Here is a 16,631-nt window from a genome sequence, read left to right as displayed (position 1 = left end):
AGCAAGTGACGATCCACGCCTAGGCCGGGATCAGAAACATATTTCCCGCCGGCTCGCCATCCGTGATTGAATGCTCAGCACTGACATGCGCGCGGCGTCGCGTCGGCCAGCTTGCGTGGCCGCCAGCAACGACGACCAGGTCGCTCCGCCAGGGAGCTCTTTCGAAAGCGCGACATGTTCGTCAAAGCCGGACTTGCCCACATTGGCGGGCTGCAGATTTCGTCCTTCGATGTCATCTACGTCTGCCCGTCCCATTCCGAGCTGGGAACACTGATCTTCAGGCGGCGTCACGCCCCACCGAGGCGAGCGCTCTTCATTGACCTGCCCAACGATCCGAAGCACGGAACGATCGAGCGGATCCGTGACGTGCTGGACCCACTGCGGCATTCCGAGGATTGGCTGCCATGATCGGATTCGATCATCGGCGGCCGCGGTCAAGTCATGGCCTGTTGCCCCATCGCCCGCCTGATCGAAGCATCGCCCCACCCCTCGCCGTGCCGCCGGGAATGCCGTGAGGAAGGCGCTGAGGAACCAACTCACGACTGTCGACTTCAAGCACACGGTACCTTTCAGCGGCCGCGTCATCAGGGTATGTGCCGACTTTGGCGCGAGCGGGAATTTCCTGAGTTGGAGCGCCACCTTCTACATCGCGCCTCAGTTCTTCGAGATGACGGGATGCGTTCAAAGAGCTCAAGGCGAGACCGAATCCCAGACCGTCGTGTCGTCGATCGGTCAGGCGCTGAACGCAAGGTTCCGCTGATCCCGCACACCGACGCCACAAACAGGGAGCAACCGATGCGACTCTTCAAGTCCGTGGATTTCCGGCACGAGTGTCGGGTGAGCGCCTCCGCCACAGGGCTGGCGAAGGCGTGCGTTGACTTCAGCGCGAGCGGAGCACTGCTGGTTTGGAATGCAACGATCAATCGCTCCGAGCGGGTTTTCGAACTGGAAGGTTCCACCTACCGCGCAGACGACGAGTCCGAGCGCGAGGCCGTGATACGGGCGGTCTCGATGGCAATCGATGCGGCAATCGCGGCCGCTTGAAAGCGCTCGGAGTACGTGCTTTTCCGTGCCTTTCCCAAGGCGGCTCGGAATCTGAGCATGGCCGGGGTCGCGGCATGCCCGGGGGCCGCGTATCTCGTTCAACAAGGAAGTCGGATGACCATCCCACCGCCTCCACGGTCCGTCCTGGTGGTCGACGACCTACCTGACATGTCGACGTCTCTTGGCTTCTTGGTCGCAGGGCTCGGATTCAGCGTGCGGACCGCGTTATCGGTGAAGCAAGTGCGCTGCTTGACCCAGGACGTCCCGCCTGACGCCGTGATTTCGCACATCTAGATGCCAGGCCTCGGAGGTAGCGGACTCGCTCAGGCGATCCGAGGGGCGCGGGCAGCAGCGCGCTGCTGATCGGAATCTCAGGATCAGCACCGAGCCCGCGCGACGCTGCCGACCTCTTCGATCACACGCTGCTCAAGCCCGTGTCGAAAGAAGCCCTGGGGGTACTGCTGCCATAGAAGGCTCTTCGGCCTCAAAACGGACGTCTGACCCTGCATCGATATTGGTTCCGACGTCTCGGTGCCCGGTCTACTGCTCGCAGGCGGTGCATTCACGGGTGGATGAAATGGACTGCAGCATGCCGTGCTCGAGGCAGCGCCTCAGTAGCGGCCGCCGCCAAATCCCCCCGTCCCATACCCGACGTCGGACCGCTTAGTCGCGCGGAACTCTCCCTGCGGGCGCAGTTCCCCTCGCTTCTCCGCGTCGCGAGGGCGTGCCAAGCTGACCACGATCGAGCGCCCGTGCACCGACACGCCGTGCAGCCCGGCGATAGCGGCTTCCGCACCTTCGGAGGACTTCATTTCCACAAATCCAAAGCCCTTTGAGTTGCCGGTGTCGCGATCCATCATCACCTTGGCTGAGGAGACGTCACCGAACTCCGCAAAGTTGCTCCGAAGGGTGGAATCGGTCACCGAGTAGGGCAGGTTGCCCACGTAGATCTTGTTGCTCATGCGATGAGCCTTTCTTCATTCTTGGTTGGCGTGCCGCTGGGATCGATGTCCCCGTCGTGTTGGTGACATGCGGTTGGCCGGGCTGGAAGCTGCCTGCGAGGCAGGGGAAGGTTCGGGGCAGCGATTCAGCAGACCTGCTGGCTGTCGCCGATGGACTCGAGCCAGCCTTGGGTCACTGCGAAGAGCCGGGCGGCATGACGGGACGCAAATGTCCTGTCGAAACGGAAGACCCGGCAATACGTGCCGTTGCCGTCGGCACGTCTGATCGCGAAGGCGGCGCTGAAGCGGCCGCAGTCGGTCGGGTGTGTCGCGGGCGAGACGACGTACTTGCCCATGGGAATGGCGCTGTTTGGAATCTTGTTCGATCAATTGATAGGCCGGAGACCGGCCAGGCGCGGCAAGGGGCCGCATGGGGTGGGTGTGAAAGTGAGCGCGGTCTGAATGCCCGAGAGCAGCATTTTCAGACCGCGGGCTCAGTGCGATGCAGGGTGGCGCATGAAGAAACACAGCATCTGCTCGGACGCCGCAGGGCCCTGCCAGTCGGCCTGCGAGCCTTGTGGATCACCGCCGGACCAGGCGTGACCAGCGCCTTCGATCAGCCATAACTCGGCGTTGGTGTGGCCGTCCGGGGCGACGTGAGTGCGGCGCGTGTAGGCGCGCCCACCTTCGCGGCCGTTCTCGAATCGATGCTCGCCAGGGCGCCCCGAGACGGCATTCTCATAGATTCGCACCCCGTTACTAGGGTGGACGGTCATGTCCCTCGTGCCGTGGAAGACGATGGTTGGAGGCGCGCCGTGCCTCAGCGGACGACCGGCGCATGCCTCTTGATCCACGCGCCCATATCGCTTGAGCGAGGTCGCGCCGCTCGCGTCGTCGACGGCACCGTAGGGAAGCCCAGAATGAACGCCCACGGAGGCGAACAAGTCCGGATACGTCTGGCCCAATACTGCAGCCATGGCGCCTCCCGCCGAAAGGCCTGCGACATGCACGCGCTGTTCGTCGATCCGATGCTGCGCGATGACATGGCGAGTCAGGCTTGCAAGCAGTGCGGGCTCGCCGCGGCCGCGCTGCTGGTGGCTGTACATGTACCAACTCCACCCCGCCTGCTCACCAGGGCGCTCGGGCTTCTCGGGGTACAACACCATCCAGCCCAACCGGCCGGCCGCTGCGTTCATCTGACTACTCAAGGCGAAGTCTTGGAGTCCCTGTTCGCCGGCGTGCAGCATCACAAGCAGCGGTCGAGCGGTGCACACGTCTCCCGGGGGGGTATACAACCTGTAGTTCATGGTCGTCCGGCCATGCAAATGGGTGCCGGAGACGAAACGCTCCGAGCGCTCCAGGCGCTCGTGCCGTGGATGGTCAAGGCCAGCGAGCACTGCGACGGCATCAACGTCGGCAAGACGTGCCGGATCGCGCGGCCCAGAAACGTGGGCGGCGCGTAGGGGTTCTGTGGTCATGTGATGTATGTCCTGGTTGGCCGTGCCGGCCCCGCACTTGAGTGGCGCGGGTGCGGCTCACAGCCATGTTTGGAGCGACGGGCGGTCCGTACCAGCGGGCGGCTGGCCTGATGGAAGCGTCCTGGTGACCGAGCACGCTGACCCCGCTATCGCGGAGACGCTCACGGAAGCCAGCCGTCGTGGAGTTGCCCGGGGTCGAGTTCATCGCGAATGCGCTCGACCGTACCGTGCTGGGGATAGAGGGGAAGCTCGATAAACAAGGACCGCTGAGGCGGGGTATGTCGCCTTCGGAAGATCAGCGTTCCGAGTTCGGAGCGATGAGGGCAGATGTAGATCACGTCGAATGACGCGAGGTCGACTTCGCGGATAGTGGCGAGTCCTGCCTTGACAAACATTCTGCGTCCTTCGGTCGAGCTCTGCAGGAGAGCGGAGGTCGTCTACGGCGACCAAGTGCTCGCTGACGCGAAGGTCGGACTACCGAGGGGCGCAAATGTCAGTGCCGACTATTGAAACACGGATTCGCTCGTCGCGCGATTTATCTTTTAGGGCAGAAATGCCGGCTCTAGTGGTGAACAGAGAACTTGGTGTCACACGTGGTGTATAGGCTGCGGATAGAGAACGAATTCCTAGGGGCGATGTACCACGGTGAGCGTCTGAACGCTGCAACCCACTTTGCCGCCTTGCTCGCGGCGTTGCCGGCGACGGTCTGGCTGGTTGTTCAAGCGCTGGACACGGGCAACCTGCGCCGCGTCCTGGCCGCAAGCGTCTTCGGCGCGACGCTGGTCGCCGTCTTTGCAGCATCGACTTTGTGCCACAGCACCCGGGGGCGCACGCAGCAATTCTGGGCACGAGCTGACCACTGCGCGATCTTCCTGCTGATCGCTGGTACCGCAACGCCGTTTGTGCTTCTGACGGCGAGCGGTTCGGCAGATTGGGTGCTGCTTGCCTTCATGTGGGCTGTGGCGCTTGCCGGATCGGCGCTATCGCTTTTTGGCCGACGAGAGCGACCCATGCTCGGGTTGTATCTCGCGAGCGGATGGATAGCGACCATCGCAAGCGTTCCCGCGCTAGTGCAGGTCGCGCACGGCTCACTGGGTCTGTTCCTGGTGGGCGCCGGCCTTTACACCGCAGGCACATACTTCTTCGCCAATCCCAGCCGAAAGCGGCACGCCCACGGAGTTTGGCACGTCTTCGTCGTCGCTGGAGCCGGTGCGCACTTCGGCGCCGTCATGGCTTGCGTTCTACCTTAGTCTGAGTCCAGCGGGGATCTGCACTTCAGCTTCGTGTCCCACATCAAGGTTGAGGCCGTGTACGCTCTATCAACGAGTAGTTCAGCAAGAAGGCCAAGCGATGGCACCGCAGAAGCGAGTTGAGATTCGAATTTCCCGGCCCCCTGGCTACGACGATGTTCACCCGGACCTCGTCGCAGAAGATGCCATGCGTGAAGGTTGGCCCTACGAGGTGCTGCAGGACGAGGGCGCGGACCTGCTGGTCGCCGTCGACCGCGTCGAAGGGTACGAGCGCGCAACAATGCGGGAGCTCGCAGCGGACGCCATTAAGGCCACTTGGCAGAAGTATTGGCGACTGGCCTGAGCAACCAGGGAGGTCGACAACTTTGGATGACTGGGAAGCTGATGTCGAGGCAGAGCCTCTTGAGAACGGGATGTTCGTACCCGTCCTAGTACTCACCCCGCCGCCAGAGGTCGGGCCGCCGATTCGTCGGCCCCTAGAGGGCGAGTTCGCTCATCCGGAACTCGCCAAGATGTGCGCGGTGGACGCTTTCATCGAAATGTTCCAAGGACGTAAGTCGGAGGACTAGAGAGCTCGCCAAAGACTGGCTCCGGCCACTTCTTGGAATGTAGGCGGCCAGCCATTTCGTCTTGGAATCGCCGGGGTTCAGGGCCGACGCCGTGGCGGCGTGCATAGGGCGGATCATGTCGATGACAGCGGTGCCGATGTCGCGCGGCATCAACGCCAATCTGTTGCGGCGGTGAGGGCCTTCTGACGGAGTGACCTGATCCGCTCATCGTTGACAGCCACCATCCACTTGGAGGTCGCTGTGTGGCGCATGCGTGAACGGGAGTTCCCGACCAGGAGTTGACGTTGGTCAGGGTCCGCTTCTAGCCACGTCGCCAACCTGACGCACGTTCAAAGTTGCGTGCTCAAATGTGGGTAGAGACGGATCGTCAACGATCCGCATTCATTCGTTAGAGCGCAGTAGCGCCTAGCCGCAGTGCTGCTTGACGGCCCGCAACACGTGATCCGCCTTGCGAATCGCCGCTTCTGCGAACTCGTGGGGCGAGACAGTCTGGTTGGTAAAGCGTGCCTAGCCGCATTTCCGTCCCTTCGCCGTTCGAAGTTGCTGGGCATCCTTGATCGAGCCTTCGCGACGGGAGAGCCGTTTGTTGCGGAAGAATATCCGCTTCGGATCCGTGGCGACGGCGCCCCCGAGGGGCAGCAGCGCTACTTCAAGTTCAACATTCAGCCATTGCGCGCCCTGAGCGGCTCGGTCTACGGGATGATGGCGATGGCAGTCGATGTCACGGAACTTGTCAACGGTCGCCGCGCGGTCGAGCGCGTTAACATCGAACGCGCAAGCCTTCTCGAGGAACTGCAGCGTACGAGCAGCGCCAAGGACGAGTTCCTGGCGATGCTTGGACACGAGCTGCGCAATCCCCTAGCTCCCATCGTCACCGCCTTGCAATTGATGAAGATGCGCGGTGATGTCGCGAGCTCCAAGGAGCAGGCGGTCATTCAACGCCAGGTGGACCACCTGGTGCGCCTGGTCGACGACCTGCTCGACGTGTCGCGCATTACTCGGGGGAAGGTCGATCTGCGCAAGGAGACAGTATCCATCTCGCAAGTAGCGGTGAAGGCCGTAGAAATGGCGAGCATGCTGCTCGAACAGCGGCGCCATCACCTGACCATCGACGTGCCAGCAGTTGGCCTTGTCTGGCACGGAGACGCAACGCGGCTGGCCCAGGTGATCGCCAACCTCCTGACGAACGCGGCGCGCTATACCGAGCCGGGAGGCAATATTCGCTTGCGTGCACGGCGGGAAGGCGACGAGATCGTCATCACCGTGATCGACAACGGGCGCGGCATGGAGCCTGAACTCCTTGCTCGCGCCTTCGAGCTGTTCTTCCAAGGGCAGCAACGGCTCGACCGTGCAGAAGGTGGGTTGGGTATTGGACTAGCACTGGTTAAGAACTTGGTCGAACTGCATGGGGGGACAGTCACGGCGCGCAGCGAGGGTCTTGGCAAAGGATGCGAAGTTCTCGTGAGGCTTCCCATCGAACTGCCCGATTCGGATGCAGTCGCGGAGCGACCGTCCTTGATGGCCGATGACGCCGGCGGAAGTGGTCAGAGTCGTAGGATCCTCATCGTCGACGACAACGTGGATGCGGCGGACTCGCTCGCCGCGGTGCTCGAGTCGCGCGGGCACGAAGTGAAGGTGGTGTATGACCCGATGGCCGCAATTCACCTTGCGGCCCAGTTCGTGCCTCATTGGGCACTGCTCGACATCGGATTGCCGGTGATGGATGGCTACGAACTCGTCGCGCAACTTCGAGAGTCGCTTCCGGCGGACGGTTCTCAGTTCGTCGCGCTTACGGGCTATGGGCAGTCATGTGACCGTGAGCGTAGCGCCTCGGCCGGATTTCATCATCATCTTGTGAAGCCGGTGGGCCTTGATGAACTCCTGCATCTTATTGAGGGCGGGTCCACTGCGCCGTGAGGACAGTCTGAGCCCGACACTGGGCACCTGAGTACCGACGCCCTTGGCCGCGCAGCTAGGTCGCCATGCTGCGGCTCATGAGGGATCGGTTCGTCAACGAAGTATGTTGATCCAACAATATTCGTCTCCATCGCCCAGTTCTTCGGCTCAGCCCCCTCGAGCCAGGCCTCGCGCGAAGGAAGGACTGCGCAGCGTACGTGGCCGCGACTTCTTGCCCGCACCTGCACTGCGGCACTGCGCACGCCAGCGTGGCGGACATGCCGGTGCAGCAGACATTTGAAATCGATCTTTCCTGGCGAACTTCAGTGGTCTAGAACCTCCCGCAACTTGGCCGCGAGGTCGTCAAACGAAAACGGCTTCGAGATGAGCTGGACACCCTTGTCCAGCCGGCCGTTGTGAACGATGGCGTTGCGAGCATAGCCGGTGGTGAAGAGCGCCTTGATCCCAGGCCACAACCGCTGGGCATGCGCCACAATGTCGGCGCCGGTCATTCCGCCCGGCAGAACAACGTCGGTAAATACCAAGTCGACCCTGCCTTCCTTCAATTGATCCAATGCCGACGGTCCGTCAACGGCTTCGAGGACGCGATACCCGAGTTCCCGCAGAACGCCCGCGGCGTGCTCGCGCACGTCGGGATCATCTTCGACGAGCAGAATGCTCTCTCCCGGGGCGAGCGTCGTCACGGGCTTTTCCTGCGCCGCGGCCGGAGCCCCTGCCGCGCGATGACGCGGCAGATAAATCTTCACGGTGGTTCCCGAACCGAGTTCGGAATAGAGCTTCACGTGGCCACGCGACTGCTTGGCGAAGCCGTATACCTGGCTCAAACCAAGACCTGTCCCCTTGTCGACAGGCTTCGTGGTGAAGAAGGGCTCAAACGCCCGGGCGAGGGTATGAGCGTCCATTCCCATGCCGGAGTCCGTCACAGCGATTTGTACATAGTCGCCCGCCGTCACTTCGGCGTGACGTGAAGCGTAGGCCTCGTCCAGCCGTACATTGGCCGTCTCGATGGTCAAGTTGCCGCCTTCCGGCATCGCGTCGCGGGCATTCACGGCAAGGTTGACCAGCGCGCTCTGAAGCTCGTTCGGATCGGCCTCCACGGTCCACAGCGTGTCGGCCAAAACGGTGTTCATGGCAACGGACTCCCCGAGCGATTGCCCGAGCAACTCGCAGGCGCGCTGAACCATTTCGTTGACATTGATAGGCTTGGGGTCAAGCGGCTGACGCCGTGCAAATGCGAGGAGACGATGAGTGGAGGCCGCCGCGCGCCTTGCGGCCGACATGGCCGACGTTGCCGCGCGGCGCTGCACGGTCAGATCCAGCGGCAAGGTGCGCATGAGCAGCTCCATGCCGCCGATGATGACCTGCAGGAAGTTGTTGAAGTCATGGGCGATGCCGCCAGTGAGCTGCCCCAGCGCTTCCATCTTCTGGGCCTGGCGTAGCGCGTCTGCGTGCTGAACCAGTTCCTCCGTGCGCTGGGCCACTTGTTCCTCCAGATGGGTGTTCAGCTGCCGCAAGGCTGCCTCCGCGCGGCGGCGCTCCTCGACTTCGCGCTGCATGGCCTCAAGAAGCCTGACGTTGTCGATCGCGACGGCGGCCTCGCCGGCCAAGCCCGCGAGATTCTGCTCAGACCCAGCGGTGAACACACCTGGTCTGGAATGGCCGAAGAAGAGGCCCCCCAACACCTCGCCGGACCTGGAGACGACCGGGACTGCCAAGTAGCTCCGCACCGGCAGATGCCCTTTCGGCATCCCGCGTTGAGGCGCATTGTGGCCGTAACGAGGGTCGAGCGTGATGTCATCAGACCGGACGATGCTCTCCCCCATGAAGGTCGGCGCGAACACCGATGTGTTGCGTGGCATCGGGAATTTTGAAAACGCCTCGCGCGGCACCCCTGAGAGGGTATAGAGCGTGTAGCTCTTCCCGTCCTGGTTGATGACGTTGTAGAAGAAGGCGCCGAACTCCGCTCCGCAGAGGGCGACGCCCACATCGGTCACGGCCTGCACCAGCTTCTCCAGATCGCTTTCCCGCGCCAGCGCCGCGCTGGCCCGGTTCAGCAGCTCGAGTGCCCGGGTCTGCTCCATCAGCGCCAGTTCCGTCTGGCGATGCTCGGTGCGATCGCGCAGCACCTTGACAAACCCACCGGACGGATCTTGCTCGTAGAGAAGGCTCGTTTCGCCAATGCCCCAGATGCGCTGGCCGTCTTTGCGCGTGCGCCATCCCTCGGCGCCGGCGGTCCCTTTGACTGCAGCCTCCGCGATCTCCGCCAAGAACGCGGACGCACCGCCCACTTCTTCCGGAAAGATCCGGCCGAGTGATTGACCAAGCATTTCCTCCTCGGACCAGCCCAGCAGTGCCGTTGCCCCCTCGCTCCAGCCGGTAACAAGGCCACTGACGTCGAGCGTGACGATGGCTGTGGCCGTCGCCCTATTTAGGACGCGCCGATAGCGATCGGCAAGGTCGCCCGCGCTATTCGCGGCGTCGCGAAGCAACAAGCCGTGCGTCAGCGGCACTGATCCTTTGGACTTGCTCATAGGGTTCGCTCGTTTGAGGCATAGGCGGCCGGGCAAATCATCCGACAGCGGACGGTGACGATGTCAGCAGGCATTTTCGCCACATCAGTCGACAGAGCGCACCTCGCGGCATCAGGGCAGAACGAGGGTGCGCCTAGCTTGGCCAGCCGCCGATTTTCTTCAAGGTGCGGCCTCACGCCAAGGTCCAAGGCCCTGCCACTCGCTTCGACGGCTTTCCGATGTCTTCTTGCGATCGTGCCTGGCTACCTAGGACGCGAGTGCTCCGGTATCGTCGATGATCGACGGGGCAAAGTCGCGCGCGTGGCTTGAGGTGTCGTCGAGCATCCAGTCGAGCAATTGCGACGCCGGCATGGGTCGGGCGAACAGGTAGCCCTGCAGTTCGTCGCAGCCCAGGGCCAGCAGCACGTTCCGCTGGCCCTGGGTCTCGACGCCTTCGGCCACAACCTTTAGGCCAAGCGCATGCGCCAACTGGACCACCGCGTCCACGATCGCTTGAGCGTCCCGACTGCTCTCAAGGTCCGTGACGAATCCGCGATCGATCTTGAGCTGCTTGGCCGGCAGTTGACGCAAGTAGCTCAAGCTGCAGTAGCCGGTCCCGAAATCGTCGATGGACAGAAATATTCCGATGTTGGCCAGCCCTTCAAAAACGCGCTGTGCAGCCTTGACGTCTTCCATGGCGACCGATTCAGTGATCTCGCAGAGCAGTCGGGCCGGATCGATGCCGTTGCGCTTCAGGGCGCGTTCGAGTCGGCTGACCAGATCCGGGTCCCGGAGCTGCTGTGCCGACAGGTTGATGGCCACACGGATATGGATGCCGCGCTCGCTCCATTCACGCATCTGGCGGCATGCCTCCTCAATGACCCAGTGTCCGATCTGCGCGATGGAGCCGAAGCGCTCCGCCAGCGGGATGAACTCGGCCGGGCCAAGCAGGCCTTTCTGCGGGTGCTGCCAGCGCAGCAGCGCCTCAACGCTGTGGATCTGCCCTCCGTTACCCGCCACCTTGGGCTGATAGTAGAGCCTCAGCTCGCCCCGACGCGCCGCGTGCTTGAGCTCCGACTGGAGGGTCAATTGGGCATGGGCGTTCACGTCCATGTGCTCCTCGAACACCGCGAAGCCGTTCCCGCCGGCACGCTTTGCGCCATACATCGCCGAATCGGCGTGCGCGATCAGCTTGTCTCGCTCGCCGTGACCCGGTGTCGCGGCGATGCCAATGGACGCAGAAATTTCAATGGTCTGCCCGCCTAGGTCAAACGGGGCTCTGAGCGACTCGCATAGCCGCCCGGCCAAGGCTGTGCAGTCCGAGACGGAGTCCACGTCCTCCATGAGCAATAGGAACTCGTCGCCACCTACCCGAGCCACCGTATCCCCGGTCCGAGCGCCCTGACACAGCCGTGCGGCCACCTCCTTGAGCACCAAGTCACCACAGTTGTGGCCGAAAGAATCGTTGACCGGCTTGAAGCCGTCCAGATCGATGAAGAGCACGGCCAGAGCGGATCGCTCCCGGCTGCCCGGACGATCGCCCCGGCGCTGATGCACGGCAAATGCCCGTGCCAGCCGGTCTTCGAAGAGCTTGCGGTTCGGGAGATCGGTCAACGGATCTAGAAATGCCCGTCGACGCAACTCGTCGTTGGCGCTTTGGAGGCGACTGTTCATCTGGCTCAGTGAAGCAGTGAGCGAGACGGTTTTGTCCTGCATCCTCGCATCGAGTAGCGATACCACCCAGGTGCTCAAGAGGAGGATGAGCGATGCCAGGACAACGAGCACGCCAAGGCGGTTGCCGGCAACCGCGCCAGCGCTCAAGCAGACGGAGTCCAGCGGGAAGCGGGCCGCGGCCATGGCGGTGTAATGCATGCCGCTGATCGCAAGCCCCATGACAACGGCCGCCAGCACTTGCGCCAGAGCCCCGCGCATCCCGCTGAGGCAGGCAAGCAGGGAGAAAATGGTGAGTGCCGCCGCCGAAGCCAATACCGCGATGACGACGGACGCCGCCACAAGCAGGTAATCCCAGTCGATGCCGGGCGCCATGTCCAGGGCTGCCATCCCGGTGTAGTGCATCGCACAGATGCCCGCCCCCATGGCAGCGGCGCCCGAGCCCAGCCGCGCTCGAGTGAGGCGTCCTCGCCCGGCGATGCCCAGTGCCATCCCGGACACGGCGACGGCCGCGACCCAGGACAAGAAGGTCTGCAGCGCGGTATAGCCCACGGTCACTGGCAGGCTGAAGGCGAGCATGCCGACAAAGTGCATCGACCAGATCCCTGTTCCCATCACGATGGCTCCGCCTGCCCGCCAAGCGCCGGCCGCGACTCGGTCGGGGCTCCGTACACGCCGAGCCAGGTCGAGCGCGACGTAGGAGGCAAAGCAGGCAATCACGACGGAGAGAACGACAACCCACAGGTCGTATCGCTTGTCCAGGTAACTCATCGTGGCCTCCCTTGGCGAGATGGTTATGGAGACGGCCTCAACGGAAGCAGGCGCTGCACCGCGGCTCGAAGTCCTTCGTTCGAGAACGGCTTGGCCAGCGTGTCGTGCGCGCCCTTCTCGCGTGCCTTGCGCAAACAGTCGTCGGATTCGCCTGAGATCACCAGCACGCGCAGCGAGGGACGCGGCGAGCCGTCGCGAAGGAACTGCAGGACACCAAATCCGTCCAGCCCGGGCATCCTCAGGTCCAGCGTCATCAGTGCAGGTGAGAAGCTGTGCAGGAGAGAACCGGCTTGGAAGCCATCGGAGGCAATCAGCGTTTCGTAACCTGCTGTACGCAGCACACGCTGGATCGATCGCGCCATCGACGGCTCATCATCGACGATCAGCACCCGGTTGAGGACGGGCGATGGCTCTATGGTGCCCTCTGGGTCAGGAAGCCCATGACGAGCGGCAAAGTCCTTCAGATCGGAGACCTTGATTCGGTAGTCGCCGCGGCCGGGCAGGCGGTAAGCCTGCAGTTCACCTCGTTCCACCCATCGGATGACGGTGCGAAAGCTCACGCCGCAGCGCACTCCAGCCTCCCTGGCTGTCAGAACGGCAGGCACGTTCGATTCGGGCGCTTGTACAGACATGTCGGCCTCCTTTAGCGTTCATGGGGGTCTCGCGATCTCCCCCGGACAAACGGGCGAGCGTCCAACGACGTCTGCGGGCCACGGTCGACGGCGACCAGGACGAAAGACGACGCCATTGCGTCACATCGGTTCCGTTTGTCACGTGAGTCACAATGCAGGCGATTAAGCGCCCACTGCTTCGCGGTGCAAAGTAACTACGTCACGGATACGCGATGTGCCAGTGGAGGCGATGCGGGAGGCCGTTCGGCTCACACGCTCAGAGAGCCGCGGCCAGTGCGGTGGTAGCGGCGATGCCAGATCGCGATCAGCGCGAAAGCCCGCCGCGGTCGGTATGAAAATGGCCGATCTCGGTCCACTCTTGGAGCTCGCCTGGGACGGCAAAGGCCTGGGAAACCGCGTGCGCGGCCTTCTGCGGCGAGCCAAACGAATCTCCCCAGGGCATGTCGTTATGCATGACACGCCAGCGCCCGTTGAAGCGCTCCTTGATCTTGAAGGTCCCTTGAGGGCACTGAAACAGGTATGACACCGTGTCGAGTTCCATCTTCGCCTCCATGAAGTCTTGTCTGCTCTAAACGGAGTTGGACGGGCCGGTTGCTTGAAACTCAGCCTTGGGACGGGTCCGCAACCTGAGGTTTAACGGGCACCCAGACACGAAAGCGCGTGCCCTTCCCGGGGGTGCTCTCGACCTCGATGCGGCCGGCGTGTTTCTGCACGATCGAGTAGGACAGGGACAGCCCCAGCCCCGTGCCTTTGCCCACCGGCTTGGTGGTGAAGAAGGGCTCGAAGATGCGGCGCCGGACCTCCTCGCTCATGCCGGTGCCGGTGTCCTCGACCTGGACCCATACCCAGTCGCCTTCGCCTCGCGTCGTCAGGCGGATCTCGCCGCGCTGCGGGATCGCATGCGCGGCATTGACGATTAGGTTCATGAAAACCTGGTTCAGCTGCGCCGCGATGCAGCGCACCGGCGGCAGCGCGCCATAGTCCTTGCGCACCTCGGCCTTGTACTTGACCTCGTTCATGACGACGTTGAGCGTCGAGTCCAGGCCGGCGTTGAGGTCAGCGTCCTGCCACTCGGCGTGATCCACGCGCGAGAAGTCCTTCAAATCCTGGACGATCTTCTTGACTCGCACCAGGCCGTCCTCGCTCTCGTCGAGCAGCTGCGGCAGGTCTTCTTTGACGAAGGCCAGGTCGATGCGGCGGTCGAGTTCCTTCAGCGCCGCCCGCACGGGCTCAGGCAACTCGACGATGGCCGACTGCATCGCGTCGAGCAGTCCGAACATCGGCTCAACGTAGCCGCGCAGCGTGCCCAGGTTGGAGCTGACGAAGCCGATCGGGTTGTTGATCTCGTGCGCCACGCCGGCGGCGAGCTGGCCGATCGACGCCATCTTCTCGGCCTGCAGCAGTTGATTCTGTGCCTCCTCGAGCCGCGTGTTGGTGAGCTTGATGCGCTCGTAGTTCTCGGCCAGCGCCTGCTGCACCCGGCGCTCCTCGGTGCGGTCTTGGAGCAGCCACCAGATGCGCGCGAGCCGGTCTTGCGGATTGGCAACGTACGCGATCATCTGGATCCACAAGCGCTTCCCGCTCATGGACTGCATCTCCATCTCGTGGTGCAGCGATTTGCCACGGGACAGGACCGGATAAGCAACTTCATCCAACGCCTGGAAGTCCTCGTCGCTGCAAAAGAACGTCCGGGTTGGCGTGCCGCTGGCGGGCGTTTCTCCCAGCTCGAAGATCTCGGCGAACTTTCGATTGCCCCGCACGATCCGGTGGTGCAGCGTGGTGACGATGCCCACCGAGGCGTTCTCGAGGAACGCCTCCAGCTCGTGATGCGTCTGCAGCAGCTCGGCCGTGCGCTCGCTCACCAGCTCTTCGAGTTCGGCTCGGTGGCGGCGCAGTTCCTCCTCGGCGCGACGCCGCTGAGTGACGTCCTGCAGGGTCTCGATGGCCCCCACCACGGTCCCTTGTGCGTCCAGCAGCGGGGCGGCGGTGAAGAACAGCCAGCGTCCCCCGTCGGCCATCCTCGGAAAGAAGGCTTCGACCTCATAGGCGTCGTCGATGGTCTCCGAGCGTCGGCAGCGCCCCTCGTAAAGCGGAACGCATTGCACTTCTATCGTGCCGTCGATGATGAGATCGGCCAGCAGGGGGCGCGCTTCAGAATAAAAGGCAGTCCAGGCGTCGCGGCGCCCCATCATGTCGAAGGCGTCGATGCCCGTCAGCTTGCTACAGGCCGCGTTCCAGTGCGTTACGCGATGCTCGGCGTCCAGCACGAAACTGGCGACGGGGTTGTTCTCGATGATCTGGTGAAGCACCCGACCCACGTTGAGCAAGCTGGTCTGCACGTGCCGGCTATCGCTCAGGTCCTGCACGGTCAGAACGTTCAGGCGACGCCCCTGCACGACGTATGGTCGCGCGGTGACTTCCAGCGCGCGAATCGATCCGCTTCCGGTCTCTGCCTCAACCTCGATGGCGGGCGGCAGCGTTTCGTGCGCGATCGCGTGCAGACCGTATTGGCGCAGCGCTTCGCGCTGCTCCGGCACCGCCCAGGCTTCGAACGGCATCGCCAACAGTGCGCCTGTCTCATAGCCGAGCAGGCGCAGCATCGCGGCATTGGCGTGAACGATGCGGTGCTCGTCGTGAACCAGTAGCGGTGTCGTGACTGCCCCCCAGGCTGCCACCAAGTAGGAGGGAAGGCCTTCGTCCGCCAACTGCGCGAGATCGCGTGCAGTCATGGCTTGAGGCCACCGCATTGGCCGCGCGCGTTAACGCGGTTTGAACTGCAAATGGCCACAGCCCCACAGGCGGCGCAGCAGCGCTCGAGCGCAGTCTCGTTGGTCATCGTTCTCTCCCTGATGTGACCTTTGAGCGAGGCTTCTAGTCTATGGGCGCACGGCCCCGTCAGCAAACTAGTTCACGACGAACCCGCAAATGCCACTGATCGGGAGGTAGCGCCCCTGAAAACGAGCCTTGGATTCCAGGCTCTCGTCGGAGCTAGCCCTGATCAACGAACCACGAAGGAGGTGCGAGAAATGCGCTAGCGATATAGCGTTCTGAGGAACATGATGCAACGGAAAGCGCACGCGAGCGCCGCCGACGTCAAAGCAGGGGATGAGTCGCAGCGCCCGATCTGCTACCTTGAAGGCATGGCCAGCCGCACTTCACCCAAGCTCGAGGGCCGTGTCCTCTACATCGAGGATAACGCGACCAACATTCTTCTATTGCAAAGTTGGGCTGAGAAGTTCCAAGGATTTGAGTTGCTCGTTGCTGAGACCGGCGAGATGGGCCTGCTCGCTTATGAGCGGGAACGCCCGGATGCCGTCATCGTCGACCTATATCTACCGGACATGCCCGGGAGCGAAGTGCTGCGACAATTGCGGCGCCTGTCGGACGGGCGCCCCGTTCCCATCGCCGTGCTTACGGCACATACGTCCGCTGAATACGTGCAAGAGTCGATCAGGGGCGGCGCCGTCGCATATTGGACGAAGCCGGTGGATCTAGTCCGCCTTGAGCACGATCTCAGCGACCTTCTGATGTCGCGGCAGGGCGTCTAGGGCTGAGAGCGAAGAAGTACGCAGAAACTGCCTGCCGACACCGAGCACGTTGACAGCGCGAGTAAGTGCGGTCGGTGCCGACTCGAATCACCGCAGCAGCTCGCGCCTTCAGACGATACGCTCCGACGCCGCGCTGAGAGCGCCAGTTCGCTGTGATTGAGGCTGCGCCTCGCCTGAGCTTGACGTGGATGTCCCGCGGCGCCGCAGGTGCCTTGATTGCTACAGAAGGACGTGCGTCGTCCGTTGCGGGGCATCCTTTTGTGACCGCGATGGCGTCCGCACGGCTGCTTCAGGGCAGCG

General features: G+C 63.1%; 15 protein-coding genes. 6 read left to right on the top strand and 9 right to left on the bottom strand.

Going from position 1 to position 16,631, the window contains the following annotated elements; translation table 11 throughout:
* Positions 1 to 174 precede the first annotated feature (174 nt).
* Together FHT37_RS15930 and FHT37_RS15925 are read left to right on the top strand one after the other, a co-directional pair.
* Positions 175 to 408 carry a hypothetical protein gene (locus FHT37_RS15930; protein ID WP_183482778.1) on the top strand — a complete coding sequence of 78 codons (234 nt, stop codon included), beginning with the start codon at positions 175 to 177 and terminating at the stop codon, positions 406 to 408.
* Positions 409 to 795: 387 nt separating this feature from the next.
* Positions 796 to 1,044 carry a hypothetical protein gene (locus FHT37_RS15925; RefSeq protein ID WP_183482776.1) on the top strand — a complete coding sequence of 83 codons (249 nt, stop codon included), beginning with the start codon at positions 796 to 798 and terminating at the stop codon, positions 1,042 to 1,044.
* Positions 1,045 to 1,655: 611 nt separating this feature from the next.
* Here FHT37_RS15925 and FHT37_RS15920 read toward each other — a convergent pair.
* The 4 genes from FHT37_RS15920 to FHT37_RS15905 form a co-directional block, all read right to left on the bottom strand.
* Positions 1,656 to 2,006 (bottom strand): RNA-binding protein, encoded by a 351-nt coding sequence (locus FHT37_RS15920; protein WP_183482774.1) that lies wholly within the window; start codon positions 2,004 to 2,006, stop codon positions 1,656 to 1,658.
* 125 nt (positions 2,007 to 2,131) lie between these two features.
* The gene (locus tag FHT37_RS15915) at positions 2,132 to 2,341 is read right to left on the bottom strand and encodes a hypothetical protein (RefSeq protein WP_183482772.1); all 210 of its coding nucleotides are present in this window, start codon (positions 2,339 to 2,341) and stop codon (positions 2,132 to 2,134) included.
* A gap of 138 nt (positions 2,342 to 2,479) precedes the next feature.
* Complete coding sequence (locus FHT37_RS15910) at positions 2,480 to 3,463, bottom strand: PHB depolymerase family esterase (protein WP_183482770.1); 984 nt, start codon at positions 3,461 to 3,463, stop codon at positions 2,480 to 2,482.
* A 161-nt stretch (positions 3,464 to 3,624) separates the two neighbouring features.
* Positions 3,625 to 3,858 carry a hypothetical protein gene (locus tag FHT37_RS15905; protein ID WP_183482768.1) on the bottom strand — a complete coding sequence of 78 codons (234 nt, stop codon included), beginning with the start codon at positions 3,856 to 3,858 and terminating at the stop codon, positions 3,625 to 3,627.
* A 240-nt stretch (positions 3,859 to 4,098) separates the two neighbouring features.
* Between FHT37_RS15905 and trhA the strand changes: the two genes are divergently transcribed.
* The 3 genes from trhA to FHT37_RS15890 all read left to right on the top strand — a co-directional run bounded on the left by trhA (position 4,099) and on the right by FHT37_RS15890 (position 7,199).
* Entirely contained in the window at positions 4,099 to 4,713 is a 615-nt protein-coding gene (trhA, locus tag FHT37_RS15900; protein ID WP_183482766.1) for a PAQR family membrane homeostasis protein TrhA, read from the top strand.
* Between the two features lie 100 nt (positions 4,714 to 4,813).
* Entirely contained in the window at positions 4,814 to 5,056 is a 243-nt protein-coding gene (locus FHT37_RS15895) for a hypothetical protein (protein WP_183482764.1), read from the top strand.
* 640 nt (positions 5,057 to 5,696) lie between these two features.
* Entirely contained in the window at positions 5,697 to 7,199 is a 1,503-nt protein-coding gene (locus tag FHT37_RS15890) for an ATP-binding protein (RefSeq protein WP_183482762.1), read from the top strand.
* 302 nt (positions 7,200 to 7,501) lie between these two features.
* On the opposite strand, the gene FHT37_RS15885 is transcribed toward FHT37_RS15890, so the two are convergent.
* The 5 genes from FHT37_RS15885 to FHT37_RS15865 form a co-directional block, all read right to left on the bottom strand.
* Positions 7,502 to 9,730: a response regulator gene (locus FHT37_RS15885; protein WP_183482760.1), complete on the bottom strand. Its 2,229-nt coding sequence runs from the start codon at positions 9,728 to 9,730 to the stop codon at positions 7,502 to 7,504.
* Positions 9,731 to 9,976: 246 nt separating this feature from the next.
* Entirely contained in the window at positions 9,977 to 12,151 is a 2,175-nt protein-coding gene (locus FHT37_RS15880; protein WP_183482758.1) for a bifunctional diguanylate cyclase/phosphodiesterase, read from the bottom strand.
* Positions 12,152 to 12,174: 23 nt separating this feature from the next.
* Positions 12,175 to 12,783, bottom strand: coding sequence for a response regulator (locus FHT37_RS15875; RefSeq protein WP_183482756.1), 609 nt, complete (start codon positions 12,781 to 12,783; stop codon positions 12,175 to 12,177).
* A 304-nt stretch (positions 12,784 to 13,087) separates the two neighbouring features.
* Entirely contained in the window at positions 13,088 to 13,324 is a 237-nt protein-coding gene (locus FHT37_RS15870) for a hypothetical protein (protein ID WP_183482754.1), read from the bottom strand.
* Positions 13,325 to 13,385: 61 nt separating this feature from the next.
* Entirely contained in the window at positions 13,386 to 15,512 is a 2,127-nt protein-coding gene (locus FHT37_RS15865; RefSeq protein WP_183482752.1) for a PAS domain S-box protein, read from the bottom strand.
* 330 nt (positions 15,513 to 15,842) lie between these two features.
* Between FHT37_RS15865 and FHT37_RS15860 the strand changes: the two genes are divergently transcribed.
* Positions 15,843 to 16,331 carry a response regulator gene (locus FHT37_RS15860; RefSeq protein ID WP_183482750.1) on the top strand — a complete coding sequence of 163 codons (489 nt, stop codon included), beginning with the start codon at positions 15,843 to 15,845 and terminating at the stop codon, positions 16,329 to 16,331.
* Positions 16,332 to 16,631 lie beyond the last annotated feature (300 nt).

Source organism: Mitsuaria sp. BK037, assembly GCF_014193045.1.
In the GTDB taxonomy this organism is placed as follows: Bacteria; Pseudomonadota; Gammaproteobacteria; order Burkholderiales; family Burkholderiaceae_C; genus Roseateles.
Note: the sequence above shows the minus strand (reverse complement) of the source record. Positions and strands in the feature narration are given on the sequence as shown.

Bases quoted from the DNA above. Each gene is read 5' to 3' on its own strand.
- FHT37_RS15905 (WP_183482768.1), bottom strand. From the start codon at position 3,858: ATGTTTGTCAAGGCAGGACTCGCCACTATCCGCGAAGTCGACCTCGCG.
- FHT37_RS15885 (WP_183482760.1), bottom strand. From the start codon at position 9,730: ATGAGCAAGTCCAAAGGATCAGTGCCGCTGACGCACGGCTTGTTGCTT.
- FHT37_RS15930 (WP_183482778.1), top strand. From the start codon at position 175: ATGTTCGTCAAAGCCGGACTTGCCCACATTGGCGGGCTGCAGATTTCG.
- FHT37_RS15870 (WP_183482754.1), bottom strand. From the start codon at position 13,324: ATGGAACTCGACACGGTGTCATACCTGTTTCAGTGCCCTCAAGGGACC.
- FHT37_RS15875 (WP_183482756.1), bottom strand. From the start codon at position 12,783: ATGTCTGTACAAGCGCCCGAATCGAACGTGCCTGCCGTTCTGACAGCC.
- FHT37_RS15925 (WP_183482776.1), top strand. From the start codon at position 796: ATGCGACTCTTCAAGTCCGTGGATTTCCGGCACGAGTGTCGGGTGAGC.
- FHT37_RS15910 (WP_183482770.1), bottom strand. From the start codon at position 3,463: ATGACCACAGAACCCCTACGCGCCGCCCACGTTTCTGGGCCGCGCGAT.
- FHT37_RS15880 (WP_183482758.1), bottom strand. From the start codon at position 12,151: ATGAGTTACCTGGACAAGCGATACGACCTGTGGGTTGTCGTTCTCTCC.
- trhA (WP_183482766.1), top strand. From the start codon at position 4,099: ATGTACCACGGTGAGCGTCTGAACGCTGCAACCCACTTTGCCGCCTTG.
- FHT37_RS15920 (WP_183482774.1), bottom strand. From the start codon at position 2,006: ATGAGCAACAAGATCTACGTGGGCAACCTGCCCTACTCGGTGACCGAT.
- FHT37_RS15895 (WP_183482764.1), top strand. From the start codon at position 4,814: ATGGCACCGCAGAAGCGAGTTGAGATTCGAATTTCCCGGCCCCCTGGC.
- FHT37_RS15860 (WP_183482750.1), top strand. From the start codon at position 15,843: ATGCAACGGAAAGCGCACGCGAGCGCCGCCGACGTCAAAGCAGGGGAT.
- FHT37_RS15865 (WP_183482752.1), bottom strand. From the start codon at position 15,512: ATGACTGCACGCGATCTCGCGCAGTTGGCGGACGAAGGCCTTCCCTCC.
- FHT37_RS15915 (WP_183482772.1), bottom strand. From the start codon at position 2,341: ATGGGCAAGTACGTCGTCTCGCCCGCGACACACCCGACCGACTGCGGC.